At 74.2% G+C, this 26,273-nt stretch carries 16 protein-coding genes; 7 read left to right on the top strand and 9 right to left on the bottom strand.

Going from position 1 to position 26,273, the window contains the following annotated elements:
• Nucleotides 1-71: 71 nt before the first annotated feature.
• On the top strand, nucleotides 72-1,589 hold the full coding sequence (locus tag ABZ815_RS36660; protein ID WP_357705803.1) for a hydantoinase/oxoprolinase family protein: 1,518 nt from the start codon (nucleotides 72-74) through the stop codon (nucleotides 1,587-1,589).
• Nucleotides 1,582-2,646 (top strand): DUF917 domain-containing protein, encoded by a 1,065-nt coding sequence (locus ABZ815_RS36655; RefSeq protein ID WP_352329660.1) that lies wholly within the window; start codon nucleotides 1,582-1,584, stop codon nucleotides 2,644-2,646. Before ABZ815_RS36660 ends, ABZ815_RS36655 begins: the two co-directional genes overlap by 8 nt.
• Here the strand turns inward: ABZ815_RS36655 and ABZ815_RS36650 are convergent.
• The 5 genes from ABZ815_RS36650 to ABZ815_RS36630 all read right to left on the bottom strand — a co-directional run bounded on the left by ABZ815_RS36650 (nucleotide 2,616) and on the right by ABZ815_RS36630 (nucleotide 7,909).
• Complete coding sequence (locus tag ABZ815_RS36650; RefSeq protein WP_357705802.1) at nucleotides 2,616-2,903, bottom strand: YchJ family metal-binding protein; 288 nt, start codon at nucleotides 2,901-2,903, stop codon at nucleotides 2,616-2,618. The two genes, ABZ815_RS36655 and ABZ815_RS36650, sit on opposite strands and share 31 nt — an antisense overlap.
• 202 nt (nucleotides 2,904-3,105) lie before the next feature.
• Nucleotides 3,106-3,936: an NAD-dependent protein deacetylase gene (locus ABZ815_RS36645; RefSeq protein ID WP_357705801.1), complete on the bottom strand. Its 831-nt coding sequence runs from the start codon at nucleotides 3,934-3,936 to the stop codon at nucleotides 3,106-3,108.
• A 42-nt stretch (nucleotides 3,937-3,978) separates the two neighbouring features.
• Nucleotides 3,979-4,359, bottom strand: a complete 381-nt coding sequence (locus ABZ815_RS36640) for a VOC family protein (protein ID WP_357705800.1) — start codon at nucleotides 4,357-4,359, stop codon at nucleotides 3,979-3,981.
• On the bottom strand, nucleotides 4,356-6,149 hold the full coding sequence (locus ABZ815_RS36635; protein ID WP_357705799.1) for an ABC transporter ATP-binding protein: 1,794 nt from the start codon (nucleotides 6,147-6,149) through the stop codon (nucleotides 4,356-4,358). The genes ABZ815_RS36640 and ABZ815_RS36635 overlap by 4 nt, the downstream gene beginning before the upstream one ends.
• Entirely contained in the window at nucleotides 6,146-7,909 is a 1,764-nt protein-coding gene (locus ABZ815_RS36630) for an ABC transporter ATP-binding protein (protein ID WP_357705797.1), read from the bottom strand. Before ABZ815_RS36630 ends, ABZ815_RS36635 begins: the two co-directional genes overlap by 4 nt.
• Before the next feature lie 229 nt (nucleotides 7,910-8,138).
• Between ABZ815_RS36630 and ABZ815_RS36625 the strand changes: the two genes are divergently transcribed.
• From ABZ815_RS36625 to ABZ815_RS36610, 4 genes are all read left to right on the top strand, one after another.
• Entirely contained in the window at nucleotides 8,139-14,204 is a 6,066-nt protein-coding gene (locus tag ABZ815_RS36625) for a phospholipase A2 (protein ID WP_357705796.1), read from the top strand.
• A 152-nt stretch (nucleotides 14,205-14,356) separates the two neighbouring features.
• The gene (locus tag ABZ815_RS36620; protein ID WP_357705795.1) at nucleotides 14,357-17,341 is read left to right on the top strand and encodes a BTAD domain-containing putative transcriptional regulator; all 2,985 of its coding nucleotides are present in this window, start codon (nucleotides 14,357-14,359) and stop codon (nucleotides 17,339-17,341) included.
• A 148-nt stretch (nucleotides 17,342-17,489) separates the two neighbouring features.
• Nucleotides 17,490-17,861 carry a hypothetical protein gene (locus tag ABZ815_RS36615; RefSeq protein WP_357705794.1) on the top strand — a complete coding sequence of 124 codons (372 nt, stop codon included), beginning with the start codon at nucleotides 17,490-17,492 and terminating at the stop codon, nucleotides 17,859-17,861.
• Between the two features lie 91 nt (nucleotides 17,862-17,952).
• The gene (locus tag ABZ815_RS36610) at nucleotides 17,953-20,268 is read left to right on the top strand and encodes an excinuclease ABC subunit UvrA (protein WP_357705793.1); all 2,316 of its coding nucleotides are present in this window, start codon (nucleotides 17,953-17,955) and stop codon (nucleotides 20,266-20,268) included.
• A gap of 44 nt (nucleotides 20,269-20,312) precedes the next feature.
• Here ABZ815_RS36610 and ABZ815_RS36605 read toward each other — a convergent pair whose 3' ends face one another.
• The 4 genes from ABZ815_RS36605 to ABZ815_RS36590 all read right to left on the bottom strand — a co-directional run bounded on the left by ABZ815_RS36605 (nucleotide 20,313) and on the right by ABZ815_RS36590 (nucleotide 23,281).
• Complete coding sequence (locus ABZ815_RS36605; RefSeq protein ID WP_357705792.1) at nucleotides 20,313-20,726, bottom strand: S26 family signal peptidase; 414 nt, start codon at nucleotides 20,724-20,726, stop codon at nucleotides 20,313-20,315.
• Nucleotides 20,723-22,522, bottom strand: a complete 1,800-nt coding sequence (locus tag ABZ815_RS36600) for an ABC transporter ATP-binding protein (RefSeq protein WP_357705791.1) — start codon at nucleotides 22,520-22,522, stop codon at nucleotides 20,723-20,725. Before ABZ815_RS36600 ends, ABZ815_RS36605 begins: the two co-directional genes overlap by 4 nt.
• Nucleotides 22,515-23,033, bottom strand: a complete 519-nt coding sequence (locus tag ABZ815_RS36595) for a hypothetical protein (protein ID WP_357705790.1) — start codon at nucleotides 23,031-23,033, stop codon at nucleotides 22,515-22,517. The genes ABZ815_RS36600 and ABZ815_RS36595 overlap by 8 nt, the downstream gene beginning before the upstream one ends.
• A gap of 77 nt (nucleotides 23,034-23,110) precedes the next feature.
• Nucleotides 23,111-23,281 carry a hypothetical protein gene (locus ABZ815_RS36590; RefSeq protein ID WP_357705789.1) on the bottom strand — a complete coding sequence of 57 codons (171 nt, stop codon included), beginning with the start codon at nucleotides 23,279-23,281 and terminating at the stop codon, nucleotides 23,111-23,113.
• 168 nt (nucleotides 23,282-23,449) lie between these two features.
• Here ABZ815_RS36590 and ABZ815_RS36585 point away from each other — a divergent pair, with 168 nt between their 5' ends.
• The gene (locus tag ABZ815_RS36585) at nucleotides 23,450-26,260 is read left to right on the top strand and encodes a BTAD domain-containing putative transcriptional regulator (RefSeq protein ID WP_357705788.1); all 2,811 of its coding nucleotides are present in this window, start codon (nucleotides 23,450-23,452) and stop codon (nucleotides 26,258-26,260) included.
• Nucleotides 26,261-26,273 lie beyond the last annotated feature (13 nt).

Here is a 26,273-nt window from a genome sequence, read left to right as displayed (position 1 = left end):
ACAGCCTGAGCGCTCACCGTCTGAGCCTCACCGTCTGAGCCTCACCGTCTGAGAAGAGAGAGTCCTCCCTGATGCGTATCGGCATCGACGTGGGCGGCACCAACACCGACGCCGCCCTCATCGGCGACGACGGCCAGGTGCTGGCCACCGTCAAGTCCCCCACCACCGCGGACGTCACGGGCGGCGTCGCCGCGGCCCTGGCCGGCCTGGGCGCCACCCGGGTGTCCGCGGTGATGATCGGCACCACCCACTTCGTCAACGCCCTGGTGGAGGCCGCCCGGCTGGAGCCGGTCGCGGCCGTCCGGCTGGGCCTGCCCGCCACCGCCGCGCTGCCGCCGATGGTGGACTGGCCAGAACGCCTGCGCCAGGCGGCCGAGGGCGCGGTCTACCTGTGCCACGGCGGCTGCGAGTACGACGGCGCCCCCATCTCCGCCCCCGACCCGGACGAGCTGCGCGGCGTCGCCGCCGACATCAGACGGCGCGGCCTGCGCACGGTCGCGATCTCCTCGGTCTTCTCACCGGTGAGCGACGCCCACGAGCGACAGGCCGCGGAGATCCTGGCCGCCGAGCTGGGCCCGGAGGTGCACCTGTCGCTGTCCTGCGAGATCGGCCGGGTCGGCCTGCTGGCCAGGGAGAACGCCACGAGCGTGAACGCGGCCCTGCGCCCGCTGGCCGACCGCACCGTGGCCGCCTTCGGCGAGGCGCTGCGGGTGGCCGGGATCGACGCGCCGCTGTTCCTGTCCCAGAACGACGGCACGCTCATGGACGTGGACCAGGCCCGCCGCTACCCGGTGGCCACGTTCGCGTCGGGGCCGACGAACTCGATGCGCGGCGCCGCGTACCTGTCGGGGCTGACCGACTGCGCGGTGGTGGACATCGGCGGCACCACCTCCGACGTGGGCATCCTGGTCGGCGGCTTCCCGCGCGAGGCCGCCGGGGAGGCGCTGGTCGCCGAGGTGCGCACCAACTTCCGCATCCCCGACGTGCTGTCGATCGGCATCGGCGGCGGCTCGCTGGTCGCCGAGGACGGCACCACCGGCCCGCGCAGCGTCGGCTACCGGCTGACCGAGGAGGCGCTGGTGTTCGGCGGCGGCACGCTGACCGCCACCGACCTGGCCGTGGCCGCCGGGCTGGCCGACATCGGCGACCGCGCCAAGGTCGCGCACGTGGACCCGCAGCGCCCGCTCAAGCTCATCGCCGAACGCGTCTCGGAGGCGGTGGACCGCATGCGCACCTCGTCCGCGCCGCTGCCCGTCGTGCTGGTCGGCGGCGGCAGCGTGCTCATCCAGGACCTGCCGGGCTTCGACGACGTGCGCCGCCCGGCGCACTTCGAGGTGGCCAACGCGGTCGGCGCGGCCATCGCACAGGTCGGCGGCGAGGTGGACCGGGTCTTCTCCGGCCCGCGCGAGCGCATCCTGGAGGAGGCCAAGAGCGAGGCGATCATCCGCGCCGAGCGCGGCGGCGCCCGCGCGGGCAGCGTGCGGATCGTGGACGTGGAGGAGCTGCCGCTCGCCTACCTGCCCGGCGACGCCACCCGGATCAGGGTGAAGGCCGTCGGCGACCTGGACCTGGAGAAGATCGATGCGTGAGATCGGAATCGACCGGCTGGACGACATGGCCCGCGGGGCCGGCATCCTCGGCACCGGCGGCGGCGGCGACCCGTACGTGGGCAAGCTGCTGGCCCGCGAGGCCATCCGCAGGCACGGTCCCGTGCCGCTGGTGGCCATCGACGAGGTGCCCGCGGACGCCACCGTCGTGGCGGTCTCGGGCATGGGCGCGCCGACCGTGCTGCTGGAGAAGCTGCCGGCGGGCACCGAGGAGCTGACCGCGCTGCGCGCCCTGGAGGCGGTGCTCGGGCGTCCGGCCACGCACATCGTGCCGATCGAGGTCGGCGGCGTGAACTCGATGATCCCGATCGCCGCCGCCGCGCAGGCGGGCCTGCCGATCGTGGACGGCGACGCCATGGGCCGCGCCTTCCCCGAGGCGCAGATGGTGCTGCCGACGCTGATCGGCGTGCCGAACACGCCGATGGCCCTGGCCGACGACAAGGGCAACACGCTGGTGCTGGAGACGGTCTCCAACGTGTGGGCCGAGCGCCTGGCGCGGGCGGCGTGCGTGCAGATGGGCTGCCAGGTCTCCTGCGCCGACACCGTCATGCGCGGCGACCAGCTGCGCGACGGTCTCGTGCCGGCCACCCTGACGCTGGCCGAGGACCTGGGCCGGGCCGTGCGGCTGGCCCGCGCGGGCCACGCCGACCCGGTGGCGGCGGCCCTGGACGTGCTGGGCGGCCTGAAGCTGTTCACCGGCAAGGTCGTGGACGTGGAGCGCCGCACGACCGGCGGCTTCGCCCGCGGCCAGGCCCGCCTGGAGGGCACCGGCACGCTGGAGCTCAGCTTCCAGAACGAGCACCTGCTGGCCCGCCGGGACGGCGAGATCGTGGCCACCACGCCCGACCTGATCTGCGTGCTGGACACCGACTCGGGCGAGCCGGTCACCACCGAGGCCATGCGCTACGGCCTGCGCGTCACGGTCATCGCCGTGCCCTGCGACCCGCGCTGGACGTCGCCGGGCGGGCTGGAGCTGGCCGGGCCGCGGTACTTCGGCTACGACTGCGACTACCGGCCGCTCGCGACGACCCCGGCGTAGACCCAGCGCCCGTCGAGCCGGACGAACCTGCTGTGCTCGTCGAGCACGCCCGGCACCCGCCGGTTGACGAAGTGGGCGCGGAAGCGCACGGTGCCCTCGGTGTGGACGGGGCTGCCGCCGGTGCTCTCCAGCACCTCCAGCTCCACCCAGGCGACCTTCCTGTCGAGGTCGAGGCGGGCCGGGCGGTCGGCGGGGTGCCAGGTGGCCATGAGGTAGGACTCGTCCCCCACGGCGAACGCGCTGAACCTGGACCGCATGAGCGACTCCGCGGTGGGGGCCGACCCCTCACCGCGGTGGTATCTCCCGCAGCAGTCCGCGTAGGACGCGGGCAGACCGCAGGGGCATGGACGAGGAGGCATGCTCCCCATTGTGCCGCCCCCGCACCGCCCCTGCGCTGTTCCGCACCACCCCTGCGCCACCCCCGTGCCGCCCTGCGGTCCGCCGGGTGCGGGCGTGGGGTCAGAGCCGGGCGGTCAGCTCGGTCAGGGTCACGCCGAGCGGGGCGTCGAGCAGGAGGGTGGCGTCGGCGTCGGCGCCGGTGGGGCCCTGATTGACGATGGCGACGGGCAGCCCGAGCTCGGCGGCCCTGGTGACGAAGCGCAGCCCCGACCTGATCGCCAGCGACGACCCCAGCACGAGCAGCGAGCGCGCCCCGTCCACGAGCGCGAAGCACTCCGCCACCCGATCCCTCGGCACGTTCTCGCCGAAGAAGATCACGTCTGGCTTGAGCAGGCCGCCGCAGGAGCCGCAGTCGACCACCCGGAACCCGGCGACCTGCGCGTCGGTGAGGGCCGCGTCGCCGTCGGGGTTGGCGTGGCCCTCGGCGGCCCAGCGCGGGTTGGCCGCGCTGAGCCGGCGCTCCAGCTCGGCGCGCGGGGTGCGCTCCCGGCACGACAGGCAGACGACGCGGTCGAGGCCGCCGTGCAGCTCGATCACCCGGCCGGCGCCGGCGGCCTGGTGGAGGCCGTCGACGTTCTGCGTGACGATGCCGGCCAGCAGGCCGCGCCGCTCCAGCTCGGCCACCGCGCGATGGCCGGCGTTGGGCGCGGCCCGGCCGATCTGCCGCCAGCCGACGTGACTGCGCGCCCAGTAGCGGCGGCGCGCCTCGGCGCTGCCGGTGAAGCGCTGGTACGTCATCGGCTCGGCGCGCCGGGACCGCCCGGTCGGCCCCCGGTAGTCGGGGATGCCCGACTCGGTGGACAGCCCGGCGCCACTGAGCACCACGACGCCGCCGCCGGAGACCAGCTCGGTCAGCGACGCGATCGCCGGTGACGTCACGGGCGCCGTCACGGGTGCTGTCGCAGTTTCTTGCACACCATCCATGATGCCCGGTCAGAGATAGTTGCTGAGCTCGACCAGGTTCCCGTCGGGGTCGCGCAGGTAGACGCTCCGGATGGGACCGAGGGCGCCCGTGCGCTCCACCGGGCCCTCCTCGATGCCGACGCCATGGGCGGCCAGCTCGTCCATGACCGTCTCGATGGGGTCGGCGGTGATCAGGCACAGGTCGGCGCTGCCCGGCGCGGGCCGGGCTGCCTTCGGCTCGAACTCGTGGCCGGCCTCATGCAGGTTGATCTTGCTCTGCCCGAACGCCAACGCCCGCCGCCCTTCTCCGAACGTCACCGCCTCCATCCCCAGCACCGTGGTGTAGAAGCGCACCGCGGCCTCGACGTCGGCGACGGTCAGCACCAGGTGGTCCAAGCGGTCGATCCTCATGTGGTCCCTCGTTCCTCGATCGTTTCCCCGTTCCATAGTCTGCGCATCTCGGGGCAGGTGCGCAGCAGCTCCGGCAGCGTCCCGTGACCGGCGACGCGGCCCCGGTCGAGGACGACCACCTGGTCGGCGCGTTCGAGCGCGGCCCGGCGGGTGGAGACCACGAGCAGGGTGGCGGGGCCGTGCCGGGCGACGCGCTCCCACAGCAGGTTCTCGGTCCCGACATCCAGGGCGGACGACACGTCGTCCACGACGAGCAGCTCGGGGGCGCGGACCAGGGCGCGGGCGGCGGTGGCCCGCTGTGCCTGGCCGCCGGACAGGCGCACGCCCCGGGGGCCGACGACGGTCTCCAGGCCGTCCGGCATGGCGGCCAGGTCCTCCTCGAAGGCGGCCAGCTCCAGGGCACGGCCCAGGTCGTCGTCGCCCGCCGGCAGGCCGAGGAGCAGGTTCTCGCGCAGGGTCTCCGAGAACAGGCGCGGGATCTGGCTCGCGTACGCCGCCCGTCCCGGCACCAGGAACGAGCCGGGGTCGGGCACCGGGCGGCCGTTCCAGGTGATCGTCCCGGCGTCGAGGGGCAGCAGGCCGAGCAGGGCGCGCACGAGTGTGGTCTTGCCCGCGCCGACGGCCCCGGTGACGACGGTGAACGTGCCGCGCGGCAGCGTCAGGTCCACGCCGTGCACGCCGCGCCCGCCGGGGTGCCGCACGGTCAGCCCCCGCGCCTCCAGCACCTCCAGCACCTCGCCGACCGGGGGCGTCTCCGCAGGAGGGGGCGATGGGGTGTGGCGGAGGTGGAGGGTGCGGTCGCGGGTCAGGTCGGCGGCGTCCTGGTGCGGGGCGAGCAGCGCCGTCAGCCGTTCGGCCGAGACCTCCGCCCTGGGCAGCCGGTACAGGACGGAGCCGATCGTGCGCGGCAGCGCCGTCAGCCAGCCGACGTAGCTGGTGAACAGCGCCAGGTCGCCCACGGTGAACTCGCCCCGCCGCATCGCCCCGGCGGCCAGCAGCAGCACGACGCCGACGCCCAGCTCGACCGTGGTGCCCGTGGCGGCCTCCATCAGGTCGGTGGCCAGGCGGCTGCGTACGGCGGCGTCGCGGCGGCGGGCGTTGAGCGTACGCAGCCGGTCCAGCGCCGCCCGCCCGGCCCCGGCCGTCTTGATCGCGAGCACGCCGCCGAACAGCTCGCCGACGAAGGCCGTCACGCCCGCGCCCAGCTCCCTGGCCCGCTGGTGCCGCCGCCCGACCACCCGTCCCATGAGCCTGCTCAGTAGGCCGATCGCGAGCATCGGCACGACCAGCGTCACGGTGACGACGGGGTCGATCGAGACCATGACGGCCAGCGCCGCCCCGCCGAACAGCACGCCTCCGGCCAGGGGGACCGACTCGTCGGCGAGCTCCACCAGCTCGGCCACGTCGTCGCGCAGCCGGGCCAGCGACTCGCCCGGGGAGCTCGGCAGGCGGGCGGCGACCGGGCCGCGCGCCGTCAGCACCGAGCCCAGCACGTTGGCGCGCAGCAGGGTGGCCGCCGCGTCCCACCAGTAGGAGCCGTAGGCCCAGGCGAACGTCAGGACGACGCCGCGCAGCAACTCGACGCCCGCGAACGCCGCGCACAGCCACAACGACTGTCGCAACGTCGCCGGGCTGTGCCCGCTGACCTGGTCGAAGAGCTGCCGCAGCACCAGCCCGCCGCCGAGCGGGAGCACGTGGACCGGCAGCCACAGCAGGATCTGCAGCACGTACAGGCGCGGGTCGAAGCCGATCAGGCGGCCCGTCACGCCCAGGGCCCGGCGCGGGCTCATCGGCTCACCCCCGCGGCGTCCAGGAGCCTGCCGAACCTGCTGTGCGGGTCGGCGGCCAGGTCGGCGCGGCGGCCGTACTCGACGAGCTTGCCGCCGTCCAGCACGGCGACCTTGTCCACGTGGGCCAGGGAGGAGAGCCGGTGGGCGATGAGCACGCCGGTCCGCCCGTCCAGCAGCCGCCGTACGCCGTCCTCGACGTGCCGTTCGGTGGCCGGGTCGAGCCTGCTGGACGCCTCGTCGAGAATGACCAGACCGGGGTCGGCCAGGAACGCCCGCGCGAAGGCGAGCAGCTGCGCCTCGCCGGCGGACAGGCCGCCGGGTTCGCTGTCGAGCCCGCCGGGCAGGGCCGCCAGCCAGCCGCCCAGCCCCACCCCGGCCAGCACGTCCCGCAGGCGGTCGTCGTCGTCACCGGAGAGCGCGCCGAACAGGGTGAGGTTGTCGCGGACGCTGCCGGCGAACAGCCGGACGTCCTGGGTGACCACGCCGACCCGGCGGCGCAGCGACTCCGGGTCTGCCTCACGCAGGTCCAGACCGCCGAGCGCGACCGTGCCGCCGGTCGGGTCGTACAGGCGCAGCAGCAGCTTGGCGAGGGTGGTCTTGCCGCTGCCGGTGCGTCCCACCAGGCCCAGGCGTTCGCCGGGGGCCAGGGTGAGGGTGATGCCCGACAGCGTGGTCTCGCCGTCGTCGGGATAGGCGAAGCTCACGTCGTCCAGCCGCAGGGCGAGCGCGCCGGAGGCGGGCAGCGTCCGGGGCGCGGCGGGCGCGGGCAGCGCGGGCCGCTCGGCCAGCAGGGCGCCGATGCGGGCGAACCCGGCCAGCGCCCCCTGGAACTGCCTGAGCTGGTCGATGAGCCGCTCGAACGGCGTGCGGATCATCATCGTGTACTGGAAGAGCAGCACGGCGGCCCCGACCGTGAGCGCGCCCGCGTCCAGCAGCCAGGCGGCCAGGGCCAGCATCAGCGCGGTCCCGGCCGCGAACGCCACGTTCGTGGCCGCGAGCAGGCCGCCCGCGATGCGGGAGCCGTGCCACTCGGCGCGGAACCAGGCCCCGGCCACCTGGTGGAAGCGGCCGAGCGCGTGCCGGCCCGCGCCGTTGGCCCGCAGGTCCTCGGCCCCGGCCAGCCGCTCTTCGAGGTGGCCGTAGAGCGCGGCGCTCGCCTCCCGCGACCGGGTCGCCGACGGCACGGCGAGCCGCTGCGCGACGGCCATCCCGAGCCCGGCCGCCAGGCAGTACGCCAGCAGCGCCGCGCCCAGCCGCCAGTCGACGGTGAACACGACGGCGAGCACGCCGGCCAGCAGCAGCAGCCCGGCCACGACGTCGAGCACGAAGGCGACGACGAAGTCGGCCACGGCCGCCACGTCGCCGTCCACGCGTTCGATCAGCTCGCCGGGCGAGTGGCGGGCGTGGAAGGCCAGGTCGAGGCCGAGCACGTGCCCGGCCAGGTGTTCGCGCAGGTGGTTGGTGCCGTCCCAGGCCAGGCGGCCGGCGAGCCACGCGGCGGCCATGCGGGCGGCCTGACCGGCGGCGGCCAGGGCGAGGTAGCCGAGCGCGATCAGGATCAGGTGGCGCAGCCCGGCGCCGCCTGCGGCGTCGTCGACGAAGCGGCGGGTGATCTGGGGCGCGGCCAGCGGCAGCGCCGTGGCCGCGGCGGTGGCGGCGGCCAGCGCGAGCGCGGCGCGCGGGCCGGGGAGCAGGTGGCGCAGCGCCTGCCGGGCGGGTCTATCTACATGCGGAAACGTCTCGGTACGCGGAGATGTCAAGAAGCGTCATGCCCTCTGAATAGGTGGGATTCCTGTGCTGAAAGGTCATGAACGCTGCTCTCATCGTGCCGCTCCTCCGGCCGGTTACTGGTGCCGCCGGGAAGTACAACAGCCGCCCGCGCCGCGCCGCAACGGGTTTTCGGCCGTCTACGGGATCTATACGCCGCCTATACAGCCGCTGATCACGCTGAGCACCGAACAGCCTTACACCCCCCGCGGAGGTTGGACGGTGTTGAAGAAACGCAGGCGGCTGACTCCCTTGCCGCCGATCCTCGTCCTGTTGCTGACGTCCACGGCCCTCGCGCCGCTCCCCGCGCGGGCCGCCCCGCCCGCGCCCGCCAAGGCCGCGGCGACCGCGGTCTGCCCGGACGAGATGCCCACCGAGATCTCCGCCCGGCTGGCCGCCACGGTCTGCGGCAAGCGGATCAAGGCGGTCTCGCTGACCACCGAGACCGACGAGTTCTTCGTCAACCCGGCCGGCACGGTCACCCAGGAGCACCGCTACCGCCCGGTCCGGGTCAGGCGGGGCGAGGCGTGGGTGCCCGCCGACCCGACGCTCGCCCTGGACCAGGACGGCACGGTGGCGCCGAAGGCCGCCGCGGTCTCCTACCGCTTCTCCGGCGGCGGCGACGGCCCGCTGGTGACCGCCACCGAGCGGGGCACCCGGCTCAGCCTCGGCGCGCCGCTCGGCGCCCTGCCCAAGCCGGTGCTGGACGGCGCCACCGCCACCTACCCCGAGGTGCTGCCGGGCGTGGACCTGGTGCTGACCGCGGACGTGGACGGCTTCGCCGAGAAGCTCGTCGTCAAGACCCGGCAGGCGGCGGCGAACCCGGCGCTGAAGGAGCTGACGTTCGCCACGTCGGTGAAGAAGGGCGAGGCCAGGACCGACAAGCACGGCAACGTCTCGATCCTCGACGCCGAGGGCGAGCCGGTGTTCGGCTCGGCGGCCCCGGAGATGTGGGACGCCGCCACCGAGTCGGCCATGACCCGCAACCCGGCCACCCCGGCGCTGGCCGCCCAGCCGGGCCGGCGGGCCAGGATGGGCGTGCGGCTGACGGGCCGCGAGCTGCGCGTCACCCCCGACGCCGCCCTGCTGGCCGACTCCGCCACGGTCTTCCCGGTGACGATCGACCCGAGCTTCACCTCGGCCAAGTCCGGCTGGACGTACGTGGACTCGGCCTATCCCACCAGCGCGTACTGGAACTCGACGAACGACGCGACGGCCGGCACCAGCAACGGCGGCGGCTACAAGCGGCGGTCGTTCTTCAACATGGGCCTGTCGGGCCTGGCCGGCAAGCACATCACGGCGGCCACCTTCAACATCAAGGAGACGTGGGCCTGGTCCTGCTCGGCGCGGAACGTCGAGCTGCACAGGACCGCCGCCGTCGGCTCGGGCACCACGTGGAACAACCAGCCCGCCTCGAACCTGAACGTCGGCGCCAAGAACGTCGCCTACGGCTGGTCGTCGGCCGGTCAGGGCGGCGCGTCGACCTGCCCGGCGGCCTGGGTCGGCTGGGACGTCACCAGCGCCGTGCAGAGCGTGGTGAGCGCGAACGGCACGTCGGTCACGTTCATGGTCAAGGCCGGGAGCGAGACCGACAACTACTACTGGAAGCGCTTCGCCAACAACCCGAACATCGCCATCACCTACAACTCGCTGCCGGGCACACCGTCGGCCCTGGCCGTCGCGCCCTGCTCGGTGTGCGCCAGCCCGGCCATGGTGGGCGCGGCGCAGCCGACGCTGTCGGCCAAGGTGAGCGACGCCGACGGGCAGGCGCAGCGGGCCGACTTCGAGGTCTGGACGGCCGACCACGCGACCAAGGTGACCGGCGGCTCGGCCGCGAACGTCGCGAACGGCGCCACCGCGTCCTGGAAGGTCGGCACGGCCCTGGCGAGCACGTCCTACGCCTGGCGGGTGCGCTCCCATGACGGCACCGACTACGGCCCCTGGTCGGCCTGGTTCGCGTTCACGGTGGACGCCGCCCCGCCGCCCGCCCCCGAGGTGTCCTCCGGCGACTACCCCGAGGACGCGTGGGCCAAGGGCGCCGGTCAGGCCGGCCAGTTCACCATCACGCCGGCCTCGGCCGACGTGTCCTCGGTGTCGTGGTCCTTCGACGGCGGCACCCAGCAGTCGGCGGCGAGCACCGGCTCCCCGCACACCGTGAGCTGGACGCCGCCCGCCGACGGCCCGCACACCCTCAAGGCGTGGGTCAAGGACAAGGCGGGCAACCTGTCGGAGGCGACGACGTACGCGTTCAACGCGGGCGGCTCGGCGGTCACCTCGCCCAAGGACGGGCAGTCCACCGCCCGCCGGACGGTCCTGGCGGCGACGGGCAGCGCGGGGCTGAGCGCGGTCACCTTCTCCTACCGGCGCGGCGAGGCCGACTCCTGGCACCAGGTGCCGGCGGCCGACGTGCGCAGGAAGTCCGACGGGTCGGCGGTCGCCTGGCCGGTGGCGATGAGCGCGGGCGCCTCGCCCGAGCTGGTCTGGGACACCACGCACACGCTGACCGAGGACGGCTCGATCGAGATCAGGGCCGAGTTCACCACCTCCTCGGGCACGGCCGCCTCCCAGCCGGTGGACCTGGTCGTGGACCGGGACGGCGAGGGCGCCTCCACCCAGCCGGTCGGCCCGGGCTCGGTCAACACGCTCACCGGCGACTTCAGGATGGCCGCGACCGACGCCAACGTGTACGGCATCGGCCTGATGCGCTCGTTCTCCTCGCGTGACCCGCGCAAGGGCTCGGCGCTGCCGGGCGTGGCGGCCGTCTTCGGCACCGAGTGGACGCCGACCGGGCTCGCCCAATCGGGTCAGGGCACGTTCGCCCAGCTCCGGGCCACCTCCTCCACCTCGGTGGAGCTGAGCGGCGAGGGCTCGGCGCTGGCCTTCACCAAGAACGCCGACGGCTCGTACGAGCCGCAGCAGGACGCGGCGAGCCTGAAGCTGACCTTCGACGCCGCGGCCGACCGCTACACCCTGTCGGACACGAACTCGGCCGAGCGCACGGTGTTCGCCAAGGTGGACGCCGCGGCGCCGATCTATCTGGTGCGGGCGGTCTACCCGGCCAGCGGCAAGGGCAGCACGGCGTTCGTGTGGCAGTCGGTGACCGGCTCCGACGGCAAGGCGCTGGCCCGGCCGGTCAAGATCATCGCGCCGTCGTACACGCAGGCCGACTGCGACGTGGACACGCTGGCGAGCCTGCCCCAGGGCTGCCGGCTGATCAAGCTGGACTACGCCACGACCACGACCGCGGGCGCGCAGCTCGGCGACGTGGCCGGGCAGGTCAAGGCGATCAGCCTGTGGGAGGGCGGCGCGAGCGCGCCGATGGGCCTGTCGGAGTACCGCTACGACGACCTGGGCCGCCTGCGCGAGCAGTGGAACCCGGCCACCCCCGAGATCAGGACGCGCTACGACTACGACCTCGGCGGCCGGGTGAACCGCTACACCCCGCCGGGCGAGCTGCCGTGGACGTTCACCTACGGCAAGGCGGGCAACGCCGACACCGCCGCGGACGGCATGCTGCTGGCCGTCTCCCGGCCGACGCTGCGGCCCGGCACGCCGAGCGAGACGAACGGCACCGCGGTCACGTCGGTGGTCTACGACGTGCCGATCAGCGGGGCCGGGGCGCCGTACGGGCTGGGCGAGACGGCCACGGCCGCCTGGGGGCAGAGCGACTCCCCGGTGGACGCGACCGCGATCTTCCCGGCCGACCAGGTGCCGGCCAACCACACCGGGCGGGGCGGGCTGGCCGCCTCCGACTACGGCCGCGCCACGATCACCTACCTGAACGCCTCCGGCCAGACGGTCAACCGGGTGGAGCCCGGCGGCGCCGTCTCGACCAGCCAGTACGACGCGCAGGGCAACACGGTGCTGTCGCTGTCGGCGGGCAACAGGGCGCTCGCCCTCGGGCAGTCGCCGAACGCCGGGACCGAGCTGACCCGGCTCGGGCTGCTCAACGCCTCGACCGCCGACCGGGCGCGGCTGCTGGCCGAGGAGTCCGCCTACAGCTCCGACGGGCAGCGGATGGTCTCCGAGCTGGGCCCGCTGCACCTGGTCACGCTGAACGGCACGCAGGCCGCGGCCAGGAAGCACACGGTCAACACCTTCGACGAGGGCCGGCCGGCCGACGCCAAGGTGTCGAACCTGGCCACGACGGTCGCGGTGGGCGCCTACGTGCCCGGCGCGGCCTCCGACGCCGACGTGCGGACGAACCGGACGTACTACGACTGGAACACCGGTAAGAGCGTCAAGACCGTGGAGGACCCCGGCGGTCTGGCGATCACCAAGACGACCGTGTACGACTCCGACGGCCGAGTGGTCGCCACCACGATGCCGAAGTCGTCCGGCGACGACGCGGGCACCACGACCAGCGAGTACTACACCTCCGACGGCACCGGCGCGTGCGGCGGCAGGGCCGAGTGGGCCGGGCAGCTGTGCCGGACGAAGTCGAAGACGGGCGTCGGCGACAACGGCACCCGTCCGGCCGAGCTGGTCACCAAGGTGTACGCCTACGAGCCCGGCGGCCGCGTGTCGTCGGTGACCGAGACGGCCAACGGGGTGACCAGGACCACGACGACCACGTACAACCCGGCGGGCGACATCGTCAAGACCGTCGTGAGCGGCGGGGCCGGCACGGCGGTGCCGGAGGTGAGCACCACCTACGACGCGGCCGGACGGGCCGTCAGGACCACGGCCTCCAACGGGACCGTGATCATCCGCGAGTACGACGCGCTGGGCCGCCAGACGGCCTACACCGACGCCGACGGCGGCGTGACCAGGGTCGAGTACGACGCCCTCGACCGCATCACCAAGAAGACCGACGGCGCCCCCTCGACGGTCACCTACGCCTACGACGACGTGCGCGGCGCGCTGGCCACCATGACCGACTCGGTGGCCGGGACGTTCACCGCCACGTACACCGTCGACGGCTCGATCAGCCACGAGAACCTGCCGGGAGGCATCTCCTACGACCTCACCCGCGACCCGTCGGGCGCGCCCTCCGCCCGCGTCTACCAGACCGCGGCCGGGGTGCGGCTGCTGGACGACTCGGTGACCTGGTCGATCCACGGCCAGCAGGTCACGCACAACGGGCTGTCCGCGCAGAAGATCGGCTACGACAAGCTGGGCAGGATCGCCTCGGTGGACGACACCGTCAGCGGCACCTGCTCGCGCCGGGCCTACGGCTACGACGCCAACTCCAACAGGACCGGGCTGACCACGAGCGCCTGCGACGGCTCGGGGGCGGTCACCGAGAACCACGCCTACGACGGCGGCGACCGGCTGGCCGACGCCGGCTACGAGTACGACGCCTACGGCCGCACGACGGCCACGCCGGCCGGGCTGAAGGCGGAGTACTACACCACCGACCTGGTCAGGCAGATGACGTCCGGCTCGGTGCGGCAGTCGTACACGCTGGACCCGGAGCTGCGCCGCAACACCACCACGCTGGAGCAGCTGTCCGGCGGCACGTGGAGCCCGGCCGGCAAGCGGGTCGAGCACTTCGACGCCGACGACGACACGCCCGCCTGGGTCGTGGAGGGCGGCGCCGTCACCAGGAACGTGCACTCCATCTCCGGCGGCCTGGCCGCGGTCACCTCGGCGACCGGGGACGTGCGGCTGCAACTGACGAACCTGCACGACGACATCAACGTGGTCTACGCCGGCGGCGTGCCGCTGGCGCTGGACTTCGACGAGTTCGGCAACCCGCGCGCCGGCCAGCCGGCGATGCGGTACGGCTGGCACGGCGCGGCCGAGCGGGCCGCCGACACCCCCGACGGCACGATCCTCATGGGCGTCCGGCTCTACCAGCCCAAGCTGGGACGGTTCCTGCAGACCGACCCGGTGGAGGGCGGCAGCGCCAACGCCTACGACTACGCCAACCAGTCGCCGACCTCCAACGCCGACCTGGACGGCAAGAAGTGGTACTGGTGCACCAACTTCTGGCACTTCGCCTTCAACCACTGCGGCGTCAGCTACGCCTACTACCACGGGAGCTGGCGTTACGTGCAGTGGAAGAAGACGCCGGCCGGCTGGTGGGTGCGCGGCGTGTACTACGACTACTGCACCAAGTCCCCCGACAAGCCGCTCGGCTACGACTTCCGCCAGGCGTGCATGATGCACGACTACGGGTACGCCCTGCGCAACATGGGGTACGTCCATAGCAAGTACCAGGTGGATTACATCTTCTACTACGTCCTGTACTGGGGCGTCTGCTCCCACTACTTCTTCAAGGGGACATGTCGCAGCATCGCGTACGCGTACTTCCTTTCGGTGGTCGCCTTCGGCCACCCGTGACCTAGGATGAGCCACCGGCGGGAGCTACCACGAAAGGCTCCCGCCGGTGCCCTTTTCTCCCGGTCGGCACAGGGTTGACGGGAGTCGGACGTTGATGCACATTGAAGCAGCTTTGATCTTCCTTGTGCACCAACGTCCTTGCCGGGAGCGCGATGGAGTTCGCCGTACTTGGGCCGCTTCACGTCTCGGGAGACCAAGGGCCGCTGCCGCTCGGCGTCGGCAAGCAGCGCACCCTGCTGGCCGAGCTCCTGTGCCGGGCCGGCCGCCCGGTCTCCCCCGCCACCCTCGTCGAGGCCCTGTGGCAGCAGCGCCCGCCACGCACCGCCGCCGACAACCTCCGCCTGTACGTCCACCAGCTCCGCCGCACGCTCGGCCAGGACCGCATCACCCGCACCGACGCCGGCTTCGTCCTGGCCGTGCACCCGGGCGAGCTGGACGCCGAACGCTTCGAGACCCTGGCCGGCCGGGGCGGCGCCGCGCTGACCGGCGGCGACCACGAACGGGCCGCCGCGCTGCTGCGCCAGGCGTTGGAGCTGTGGCGCGGCCCCGCGTACGCGGGGCTGAACCTCACCGCCGGGCTCCGCGACCACGCCCGCCGCCTGGAGGAGGAGCGCCTGGCGGCGCTGGAGCAGCGGATCGAGGCGGACCTGGCCCGCGGCCTGCACGCCGTGCTCATCGCGGAGCTGACCGAGCTGGTCGCCGAGCACCCCCTGCGCGAACGCCCGCGCCGCCAGCTCATGCTCGCCCTGGCCAGGTCAGGACGGCAGGCCGAGGCGCTGGCCACCTACCGCGAGGCCCGCCGGGTGTTCGCCGCCGAGCTGGGCCTCGACCCCGGCGACGAGCTCAACCGCCTGCACCAGGCCATCCTCACCGGCACCCTCGACCCGGCCCCCGCCGGCGCCGCGACGCCCGCCGCGCGGCCGCCCGCCCAGCTCCCGACCGACATCTCCGACTTCACCGGCCGCGACGAACAGCTCGCCCAGCTCGCCGCCCTCCTCGGCGACGAACCGCCGCAGGGCCCCGGCCAGGTGCGCATGTGCGTGATCGCGGGCATGGGCGGCGTCGGCAAGACCACGCTGGCCGTGCACGCCGCGCACCGCATCGCCCGCCACTACCCCGACGGCCAGCTGCACACGAACCTGCACGGCGCCGAGGCCAGCCCCGCCGACCCCGGCCAGGTGCTGGCCGCCTTCCTCACCGCGCTCGGCGTGCCGCGCTCCACCCTGCCCGAGACCGTGGACGAGCGGGCCGCGCTGTTCCGCAGCAGCCTGGCCGAGCGCCGCATGCTGATCGTGCTCGACAACGCCGCCTCCGAGCAGCAGGTGCGCCCGCTGCTGCCCGGCACGTCCGGCTGCGCCGTCGTCATCACCAGCAGGGCCAGGCTGAGCGGCCTGTCCGGCGCGGCCCTGATCGAGCTGTCGGTGCTGCACCTGCGGCAGGGCGTACGCCTGCTGGCCAGGATCGCCGGCGCCGGACGCGTGCAGGCCGAGCCCGAGGCGGCGGCGGAGATCGTCCGGCTCTCCGACGGGATCCCGCTGGCCGTGCGGGTGGCCGGGGCCCGGCTGGTGGCCCGGCCGCACTGGCCGCTGACCCGGCTGGCCGGCCAGCTCAAGGACGAGCGGCGGCGGCTCGACCAGTTCGCGACCGGCGACCTGGCGGTCCGGGCCAGCCTGGCGCTCAGCTACGTGGGGCTGGAACCGGCCGCGCGGCGGGCCTTCCGGCTGCTCGGCGCGCTGGAGGTGCCCGACTTCGCCGGATGGGTGGCGGGCGCGCTGCTGGACGTGCCCGTACCGGTGGGCGAGGAGCTGGTGGAGTCGCTGGTGGACAGCCAGCTCGTGCTGATCAGCGGCGTCGACCCGGCCGGGCAGCCGCGCTACCGCTTCCACGACCTCGTCCGCCTGTACGCCCGCGAGCGCGCCGAGCTGGAGGACCGGCCCGAGGCGGTCGCGGCGGCGCTCGGCCGGGCCTTCGGCGGCTGGCTCGCGCTGGCCGAGCAGGCGACCGAACGCGTCCAGGGCAGCTCCTCGGCCATCATCCACGGCTCGGCCGCGCGCTGGAGCTCGCCCGACGGCACGCCGTGGGAGATCCGGCAGGACCCGATGGCCTGGTTCGACACCGAACGCACCGCGCTGGTCGCGGCGATCCGGCAGGCGTGCGCGCTCGGCCTGGCCGAGGTCGCCTGGGACACCGCCTGCTGCGCCGAGCGCTACTTCGACGTGAGCGGCCTGTTCGACGACTGGCGGGCGCTGCACGAGCGGGTGCTGGCCGCGTGCCTGGCCGCCGGCGACCGGCTGGGCGAGGCGGTGATCAGGCGCGGCCTCATGCACGCCACCACCTGGACCGAGACCGGCGAGGCCATGGCCGCCCAGTACGACGGCGCCGAACAACTCATCGCCCTGTTCACCGACCTGGACGAGCGGCGCGGCCTGTCGGACGCGTACGTGCTGCGCGCCTGGGGCGAGGCCGCCAGGGGCGACATGGCGCAGGGCCTGCGCTCGGGCCGCCTCGCGCTGGAACTGGCCGAACGCAGCGGCCACCAGGGCGGCGAGGCCAGGGCGCACGTGTGCATGGCCGTGGCCTACGGCACCAGGGACATCAAGATGGCCATCGTCCACCTGCTGCGCGGCCTCGACCTGGCCACCAAGCTCGGCAACCCGCGTTTCGAGGCCACGACCCTGCAGTTCCTCGGGCTCGCCCACGCCCACGCCAAGGAGTTCGAGGCCGGGCTGGAGTACATGGTCCGGGCGCTGGCCATCTACCGGCAGATCCGCGACCCGCTGCTGGAGGCGATGGGCCTGGTCGCGCTGGCCAAGCTGTACGCCGGGCACCACGACCCGCGGGCCAGGGCGGTCGCCGAGGCGGCCGAGCTGCTGAGCCGCTCCCACCGGCTGGCCCACCACCGGGCCGACGCGCTGTGGGTGCTGGGCGGGGTGGACCTGGCCGAGGGCCGGGTGGAGGAGGCGGTCGCGCATCTGGAGGAGTCGGTGCGGCTGTGGCGCACGCGGGGGTGGCAGGAGTTCCTGGCGGGGGCGCTGGGCAGCCTGGCCGAGGCGTACACGGCGGCGGGCGACCACGCGGCGGCGGCCACGGCCCGCCTGGAGGCCGAAGAACTCGCCGGCTCCCCTCAGCCGGGCTGAGCCAGGCGCCCCGCCTGCTTGCCTGTTCTCCCAGGCGGGTCGAGCCGGACGCTTGCCTGTTCTCCTCAGGCGGGTTGAGTAGGTGAGCGCTCGTGTCCCCGGGCCCGCTGCGGGCATGCTGGCCCTCAGGACCAGTGTGAGGAGTGAGATGCCGCGTTCCGCCGTGCTGTGGGCAGTGATCCTGATCGCCGGAGGCGTCGCCGCCGTCGCCGTGTGCGTGCTGACCGCGCCCGCGGTCGCCCCGGACGCGCCCAAGGACGTCCTCGACTCGCCCGCGCTGCTTCCGGCCTTCGCCGCGCTGGCGGTCCTGGCCGGGCTCGCCGCGTGGGCCGTCCCGCATCCGCTGTGGGGGGCCGTCGCCGCCGCGCCGTTCTTCGTGCACTTCGCCGCCGGGGTGGTGGGCGAGCTGCGGTCGGGCGGGCAGGGGTTGTGGCCGGTCGGGCTGCTGTTCCTGGCCGGCCTGACGCTGCTGCCGCTGGCCGCCTCGCTCGTCATGTCGTTGATCGCCCGGTCCCGCTGATCGCCGGTTTTCCAGGAGCCCACGGCCACCGTATGGCGTACGGTACGATCGCCTACCCTGCTCCCCATTTGATGTGACAAGAAGGGATTCCGTGGCCACCAGCGCCAAGACCGACGCCGTACGCGCCCGCTCCTCCGATCACACCGCCGCCGACAGCCACGACATCATCCAGGTACGCGGCGCCCGCGAGAACAACCTCACCGGCGTCGACCTCGACCTGCCCAAGCGCCGCCTCACCGTGTTCACCGGCGTGTCCGGGTCCGGGAAGTCCTCGCTCGTCTTCGACACGATCGCCGCGGAGTCCCGGCGGCTGATCGACGAGACGTACACCACGTTCGTCCAGAACTTCATGCCGAGCCTCGCCCGTCCGGACGTCGACTCGCTGCGGAACCTGAGCGCGGCGATCATCGTGGACCAGGAGCGGATGGGCGCCAACGCCCGCTCGACCGTGGGCACCGCCACCGACACGTACACGATGTTGCGGATCCTGTTCAGCCGGCTCGGCTCTCCGCAGGTCGGGCCGCCGTTCGCGTTCAGCTTCAACCGCGCCGAGGGCATGTGCCCCGAGTGCGAGGGGCTCGGCAAGGTCGCCGGCGTCGACGTCGACGAGCTGGTCGACCGGGACAGGACCCTGAACGAGGGCGCGATCAAGGTCCCCGGTTTCGCGGTGGACACCTGGTACTGGCAGATCATGGTCGGCTCCGGCCTGTACGACCCCGACACCAAGCTGCGCGACTTCACCCCCGAGCAGTGGGCGGACCTGCTCGACAAGCCCGCCACGAAGATCAAGTACGGCACGAGCAACTTCACCTACGAGGGGCTCGTCACCAAGGTCAAGCGCCAGTACCTGGCCAAGGACCGCGAGTCGATGCAGCCGCAGGCGCGGGCCTTCGCCGACCGGGCGCTCAAGCTGACCGGCTGCACCGCCTGCGGCGGCTCCCGCCTGAACGAGGCCGCCAGGTCCTCCCTCATCGGCGGCCGCAACATCGCCGACTGCTCGGCCATGCAGATCAACGACCTGGCCGAGTTCGTCAAGGGCATCGACGAGCCGAGCGTCGGCCCGGTGCTGCTCGGGCTGCGCGACACGCTGGACTCGCTGGTCGAGATCGGCCTCGGCTACCTCAGCCTCGACCGCGAGTCCGGCACGCTGTCGGGCGGCGAGGCCCAGCGCGTGAAGATGGTGCGGCACCTGACCTCCAGCCTGACCGACGTCACCTACGTCTTCGACGAGCCGACCGCCGGGCTGCACCCGCACGACATCCAGCGGATGAACAACCTGCTGCTCCAGCTCCGCGACAAGGGCAACACCGTGCTCGTGGTCGAGCACAAGCCCGAGGTGATCGAGATCGCCGACCACGTCGTGGACCTCGGTCCCGGCGCGGGCACCGGGGGCGGCCGCATCTGCTACGCCGGCGACCTCGGCGGGCTGCGCGACTCCGGCACCCTGACCGGCCGCTACCTCGGCCACCGGGCCGCGCTGCGCACCGGCGTCCGCCCGGCCAAGGGGCACCTGGAGGTCCGCGGCGCGACCCTGCACAACCTGCGGGGCGTCGACGTGGACATCCCGCTCGGGGTGCTCACCGTCGTCACGGGCGTGGCCGGCTCGGGCAAGAGCTCGCTCATCCACGGGTACGTCTCCGGCCGCGAGGGCGTGGTGGTCGCCGACCAGTCGCCGATCCGCGGGTCCAGGCGCAGCAACCCGGCCACGTACACGGGCGTGCTCGACCCCATCCGCACGGCGTTCGCCAAGGCCAACGGGGTCAAGCCGGCCCTGTTCAGCGCGAACTCCGAAGGCGCCTGCCCGGCCTGCAAGGGCATCGGCCTGATCTACACCGAGCTGGCGATGATGGCCGACGTGGCGTCGGTGTGCGAGGCGTGCGAGGGCCGGCGGTTCACGCCGGAGGTGCTGACGTACCGGCTGCGCGGCAAGAACATCAGCGAGGTCCTGGAGATGCCGGTGGCCGAGGCGCGCGAGTTCTTCACCACCGGCCAGGCCAGGACGATCCTCGACCGCCTCCACTCGGTCGGCCTGGGCTACGTCGGGCTCGGCCAGCCGCTCACCACGCTGTCGGGCGGCGAGCGCCAGCGGCTCAAGCTGGCCATCAACATGGCCAGGAACGGCACCACGTACGTGCTGGACGAGCCCACCACGGGCCTGCACCTGGCCGACGTGGACAAGTTGCTGGCCCTGCTGGACCGGCTGGTGGACGACGGCAACACGGTCATCGTGATCGAGCACCACCAGGCCGTGATGGCCCACGCCGACTGGATCATCGACCTCGGTCCGGGCGCCGGCCACGACGGCGGCCAGGTGGTGTTCACCGGCACCCCGGCGCGGCTCGTGGCGGAGGGCGACTCGCTCACCGCGGTGCACCTGCGCGACTACGTGGGACACCAGGCCCCGTAGCGGGCCGGACCTCCCGGGCCGCCGGGCCCGGGGAGGTCCGCGCGTCATCCCGGCGTGCCGCCGCTCCCCCGCTGCCGGGACCTGACGACCGCCACCACGTCGGAGGCGCGCAGCAGACCGAAGTGCCGCGAGTCCACGCTGCACCGCGGGTTGTCACCGAGGACGGCGATCCGCCCGGCGGGCACGAGCCCGCCGCCCAGGACGGCGGGCAGCCGCTCGCCCCCGCCCGCGACCAGCCGCTTGACCAGCAACGGCGGGTTGGGGGCGGTGGCGTTCGGGTTGCGCACGATCACGATGTCGCCGGTCGTCCCCTCGACCCGCCGGGCCAGCAGCCGCTGCCCCGGCCGCAGCGTCGGCTCCATGCTGACGCCCTCGACCCGTACCGACAGGAACCGCCGTCGCGCCCACACCAAGGCGGCGGCGGCCACCACCAGCACGAGCCCGGCCAGGTAGCTCATCCGGCCGGCTCCTCGACGTAACCGGCGGACTGCAGGGTGAACAGCCGGGCGTAGGGGCCCCGCCGGGCCATCAGCTCCTCGTGCCGTCCCCGCTCGGCCACCCGTCCCTCCTCCAGCACGACGATGAGGTCGGCGTCGCGGACGGTGTTGAGCCGGTGCGAGACGAGCAGCCCGGTACGCCCCGCCCGCCCGGCCCGCATCCGGACGTGCACGTCGTGCTCGGCCTCGGGGTCCAGGCCGGAGCTGGGCTCGTCGAGGATCATCAGGTCGGGGGCGTCGCGCAGCAGCGCGCGGGCTATGGCGACGCGCTGCCACTGCCCGCCCGACAGCTCGACCCCGGCCCGCGCGCCGTCTCCCTCTCCGTCGTCGCCGACGAAGAGCCTGGTCAGCGGGGTTCGGTAGCCGTGCGGGAGGGCGGCGAGCGTGTCGTGCACGCCGGCCTGCCGGGCCGCGGCCTCGATGGCGGGCCGGTGGCCGAGCTGGGCGAGGTTGCCCAGGCCGATGTTCTCGGCGGCGGTCAGGTCGTAGGCCATGTGGTCCTGGAAGACGGCGCCGATGCGGGCGCGCAGGGTGGCCGGGTCGAGGCGGCGCAGGTCGGTCCCGTCCCACAGGATCGTGCCCCTGGTGGGGTCGTAGAAGCGGCACAGCAGCTTGACCAGGGTGCTCTTGCCCGCGCCGTTCAGGCCGACCAGGGCGAGGCTGTGGCCGCGCGGGATGAACAGGCTCACGCCGCGCAGGATCCAGGGATGCTCGTCGCCGTAGCGGAACCACACGTCGCGCAGTTCGATGCCGTGCCGCAGCTCCGGCGCCGGGGCCGCCGCCACGGGCAGGTCGGAGGGGGTGCCGGCGACGTCCAGGTAGTGGCCGAACAGGCGCAGGCTCTGCGCCATCTGCGCGATCATCTGCACCATCGTGTTGAGCCCCGCCTGTGTGCCGGCCATCGCGCCGATGAACATGGCCACGTCGCCGACGCCGATCCGGCCCGCGCCCGCCGCCACGCCCGCCCAGAGCAGCCCGCCTCCGGCCACCAGCGCCGCCAGCAGTTCGAGCGCGCCGTTCGCGGCCAGGCGGCGCAGGTCGAGGCGGCGCTCGGCGCGGTCGATGCGGGCCCGTTCGGTCAGCATCCGCCCGCGCAGGAACCCGCCGATCCCGAACAGCCGGACCTCCTTGGCGGCCTCGGCGCTGGTCAGGAGCTGTCCGTAGAACAGCTCCCGCCGCTCGGCGTGGCTGGTCTGCCAGAGCATCGCCACCTGCCTCCTGGCCAGGCGCAGCTGTACGGCGAGCGCCGGCACCAGCGAGGCCAGCACGACGGCCGCCAGCCACGGATCGACCACGGCCAGCACGCCGAGGAACCCGGTGACCGTCAGCGCGGCCCTGCCGACGTCGAAGGCGGACCCGAGCAGCGTGGGACAGGTGACGGTGGCCTGCTGCGCCAGCCGCAGCCGGTCCAGGAACGCGGGGTCCTCGAAGTGGCGCAGTCCGGCGAAGCGTTCGGTGGCGGCGAACAGCCGGTCGGTGGCGCGCAGCCCGGCGGCCCTGCCCAGGGCGGCGTTGGCGTAGCCGGACAGGCTCGGCAGCACGCCGGCGGCCAGCCCGCTCGCCGCCAGCCCGAGCGCCGGGCCCGTCACCGATCCGTCGTGGGCGGTCAGCACGTCGAACACGCTCTTGGTGAACCAGGCCGCCGCGATCGGGACGGCGGCCTGCGCCAGGGTGGCCGCCAGGTAGCCGACGACCATGGCCGGCGCGCTGCTCCAGGCCAGCCGGGCCACCGCGAGCGGCCCGGACCGCTCAGTCACGCGCGACCGCCGTCACGCCGGCCAGGTCGTGTCCGGCCGCGAGCACGGTACGGCTGTCGTCGACGAGGAAGACCTTGGGGAAGACCTCGACCTTGAACGCCCGCGCCGGCTGCCCGCCGTCGGGCTCGCCGGCGAAGACCGTGGCCACCGGGTCGAGCAGCGCGCGCATGGGCTCCGCCTCGCCGGGCGGGCCCGCGATCACGGCGACGACCTGCGCGCGCGGCATCGTGGCGGCCAGTTCGGCGAACCGGGGGGCCAGTTCCTCGCACGGCGCGCAGGACGGGGAGAAGAAGCCGACCAGCGTGCGCGCGGGCAGGTCGGCCCCCGGCAGGAACTCCGCGGCCGTGTCGCCGGGTTCGAGCGAGGGCGGCGGGCCGCCGGCGGATCCGTCCAGGGCGTCGAGCCGTTCGGCGTGCGCCCGCAACCGGCGGACGATCCCCAGGCCCACCATCAGGTTGAGCACGGTCAGCGCCGCCAGCACCAGCACGGCCGCCGCCAGGGCGTGAATCACTGAGACCTCCTCGTCACGGGGGACAGCGGGCCGGACCCCGTCGGCGGAGCCCGGCCCGTCACGTCAGATCGCGGTGCCTACAGGCAGTACGTCGACCAGCCGTTGCACCTGACGCCCTTGTCGCCGTAGTCGCAGCAGCGGCGGCACAGACCGTTCTTCCGCTCGACCCAGCAACCGGCCGCCGCGGCGGTCACCTGGGGGACGAGACGCGCGACGAGACGGTCGCAGAGTCCGGTGAGAATACGCATGTACCCCTGCCTTCCGTGATCCCCGCCGGATCCGGCCCGGCGGGAGGACGAACTGACCCGGGCAGCCTCACCCGGCCGTCTGAGCGACTTCTCAATGACTTCTCAATGCCGTCTCGAAGACGTGACAACGCGGGATGAACCGGTCCCCCTTGATTAGGCTCGAAGATCATGATGATTCGGTTGCTCGGACCGGTGGAGCTGGAGCGCGCGGATCAGACCAGGCCGGTACGGCCTCCGCAGGCCGCGCTCGCGCTCGCCGCGCTGGCCTGGGAGGTGGGCCGGGTCGTGCCCGCCGAGACGCTGGAGGCCCGGATCTGGGGCGAACGCGTGCCGCCGGGCGCGCGGAACACGCTGTACACGATCATCACCCGGCTGCGTCGCGAGGTGCTCGGCGACGAGGGCCGCGTGCTGCGCCGGGTCGGCGGCTATCAGCTCGACGTGGCCGAGCCGGGCGTGGATCTGCGGCGCTTCCGGAGCCTGGCCGAGGTGGCGGCGACGGCGGCCGATCCTCGTCCGCCGCTGGAGGAGGCGCTGGCGTTGTGGCGCGGCGACCCGCTGACCGGGCTGCCGGGCGAGTGGACCGAACGGGTGCGCCGGCGGTTGTGGGAGGAGCGCAAGGAGGTCGTGCTGCGCTGGGCCCGTACGGTGTCGGCCGAGGACCCCGGGGCCGCGGTCGCGGCACTGTCACCGCTGGCCGAGGCGTACCCGCTGGACGAGCTGGTGGCCGTCGCGCTCATCGAGGCGCTGCACGAGGGCGGCCGGACCGCCGAGGCACTGGCCCGCTACGCCGGCGTACGCCGCACCCTCGCCGAGGAACTGGGCGTCGAACCCGGCGCCGCCCTCCGCGACCTCCACCACCTGCTCCTCCGAACAGGCGGGACAGGCCGGACAACCGGAACACGCCGTCAGGCGGCACCGGAGCCCCGGCCGGGCCCGCCGGGCGGGGACGCTCCGGGCGGGACCGCGCCGGGCGTGGACGCGCCGCCGGTTCCCGCGCAGTTGCCCGCCCGACTCGCCGGTTTCGTGGGCCGCAAGGCCGAGCTGGAGCGCCTGGCCGGCTCCGCGGCCGTCTGCGTGATCTCGGGACCGCCCGGCGTCGGCAAGTCCTCGCTGGCGCTGCACTGGGCGCACCACCACCGCGACCGGTTCCCCGGCGGCCAGCTCCACGCCCACCTCGGCGCCCTCGACCCGGCCGACGCCTCAGCCGTCCTGTCCCGCTTCCTGGGCGCGCTCGGCGTGCCGGAGACCCGGATCCCGCCGGGCGTCGAGGACCGGACCGGGCTCTACCGCAGCCTGCTGGCCACCCGCCGGGTGCTCGTCGTGCTGGACGACGTCCGCGCCGCCGAGCAGGTCACCCCGCTCCTGGCCACGGCACCCGGCTGCCTGACCGTGATCACCAGCCGGACGGAGCTGCCCGCGCTGTCGGTCACCGTGGGCGCGTCCCTGCTGCACCTGGACGTCCTGTCCGCCGACGAGGCGCACGGCCTGCTGGCCGCCCGGGTGGGCGCGGACCGCCTGGCCGCCGAACCCGAGGCCGCGGAGCTGATCGTCGACAGGTGCGGCCGCCTGCCGCTGGCCCTGGCCATCGTGGCGGCCCGTACGGTCCGCCGCTCCGACCTCCCCCTGGCCGAGATCGCCGCCGGTCTGGACCGCGCGGGTACGGATCTGGAGCCGTTCGCCGACACCGATCCCGCGATCGACCTGCGGACCGTGTTCGGCCGGTCCTACCGCGAGCTGCCCGAGGAGGCCGCACGGCTGTTCCGCCGGCTCGGCGGCCAGGCCGGACCGCACCTCGCGCTGGCCGCGGTCGCGAGCCTGGCCGGCCTGCCCGTGGAGCGCACCCGCGGGCTCGTCGACCAGCTCGACCGCGCCAACCTGGTCGAGCTGTCGGCCCGCGGCCGGCCGCGCCTGCACGACCTGCTGCGCGCGTACGCCGCCGAGCAGGCACGGGCCGCCGACCGCCCGGCCACCCGCCGGGCCGCCACGCGCCGCCTGCTGGACCACTACCTGCACTCGGCCTGCGCGGCCAGCGCCGCCTGCTACCCGCACCGCGAGCACATCGCCCCGGCGCGGCCCGCCCGCGGCGTCACCGTCGAGCGCTTCACCGCCCCGGAGGAGGCCCTGCGCTGGTACGCCGCCGAGTCGGTGGCGCTGCCCGCGCTGGTGGCGGAGGCGGCGCGGGCCGGGCTGGACCGGCACGCCTGGCAGCTCGCCTGGGGGTTCGGCGAGTTCATGCAGCGCCGCGGCCCCTGGGAGGAGATCCTGGGCGTCCAGGAGGTGGCGCTGGAGTGCGCGGAGCGGCTCGGCGACCTCCTGGCCCAGGCGGGCTGTCACAGCCGCCTGGCCCGCGCCCACGCCAAGCTCGGCGACGACCAGCTGGCGGTCGCGCACTTCGAGCAGGCCGTCGAGCTGCACCGCGACCTCGGGGAGCCGGTCCTGGAGGCGCACCTGCACCTCGGCCTGGCCGTTCCGGTCAGCCGGGTGCGGCCCGGCGAGGAGCTGCGCCACGCGCTGCGGGCCCTGGAGCTGTTCGAGGCGGGCGGCGACGCCATCGGCCAGGCCCGCGCGCTGAACAACGCCGGCTGGTGGCGCGCCCAGCGCCGCGAGTACGACCAGGCGTACGCGGACTGCAGCCGGGCGCAGCGCATCCTGGCCGACCTCGGCTACGCCCAGGGCGAGGGCCACGCCTGGGACAGCGTCGCCTACGTCCTGGACGCCATGGGCGACCACGTACGGGCCGTGGCCTGCTACGAGCGGGCGGCCGAGCTCCTGCTGGCCTGCGACGACCCGCACCCGGCCGCGGAGACGCTGGTGCGGCTCGGCGACACGCACGCCGCCGCAGGCGACCCCGCCAAGGCCCTGAACGCCTGGAGGCGGGCCCTGGAGTGCTACGACACCCTCGGGGACGCCCAGGCGGAGTCGGTCCGCGCCCGCTGCGCGGCCCTGCGCCACGGGGAACACCCGCCGCGGGGCCGGTGAGCCGTCCGGCGGG

Origin of the sequence: Nonomuraea sp. NPDC047529, assembly GCF_040642995.1 — a bacterium.
Taxonomy (GTDB): Bacteria; Actinomycetota; Actinomycetes; order Streptosporangiales; family Streptosporangiaceae; genus Nonomuraea.
Note: the sequence above shows the minus strand (reverse complement) of the source record. Positions and strands in the feature narration are given on the sequence as shown.

Coding starts and splice junctions, on each gene's coding strand:
- ABZ815_RS36660 (WP_357705803.1), top strand. CDS start 72: ATGCGTATCGGCATCGACGTGGGCGGCACCAACACCGACGCCGCCCTC.
- ABZ815_RS36655 (WP_352329660.1), top strand. CDS start 1,582: ATGCGTGAGATCGGAATCGACCGGCTGGACGACATGGCCCGCGGGGCC.
- ABZ815_RS36650 (WP_357705802.1), bottom strand. CDS start 2,903: ATGCGGTCCAGGTTCAGCGCGTTCGCCGTGGGGGACGAGTCCTACCTC.
- ABZ815_RS36640 (WP_357705800.1), bottom strand. CDS start 4,359: ATGAGGATCGACCGCTTGGACCACCTGGTGCTGACCGTCGCCGACGTC.
- ABZ815_RS36635 (WP_357705799.1), bottom strand. CDS start 6,149: ATGAGCCCGCGCCGGGCCCTGGGCGTGACGGGCCGCCTGATCGGCTTC.
- ABZ815_RS36620 (WP_357705795.1), top strand. CDS start 14,357: ATGGAGTTCGCCGTACTTGGGCCGCTTCACGTCTCGGGAGACCAAGGG.
- ABZ815_RS36615 (WP_357705794.1), top strand. CDS start 17,490: ATGCCGCGTTCCGCCGTGCTGTGGGCAGTGATCCTGATCGCCGGAGGC.
- ABZ815_RS36605 (WP_357705792.1), bottom strand. CDS start 20,726: ATGAGCTACCTGGCCGGGCTCGTGCTGGTGGTGGCCGCCGCCGCCTTG.
- ABZ815_RS36590 (WP_357705789.1), bottom strand. CDS start 23,281: ATGCGTATTCTCACCGGACTCTGCGACCGTCTCGTCGCGCGTCTCGTC.
- ABZ815_RS36585 (WP_357705788.1), top strand. CDS start 23,450: ATGATGATTCGGTTGCTCGGACCGGTGGAGCTGGAGCGCGCGGATCAG.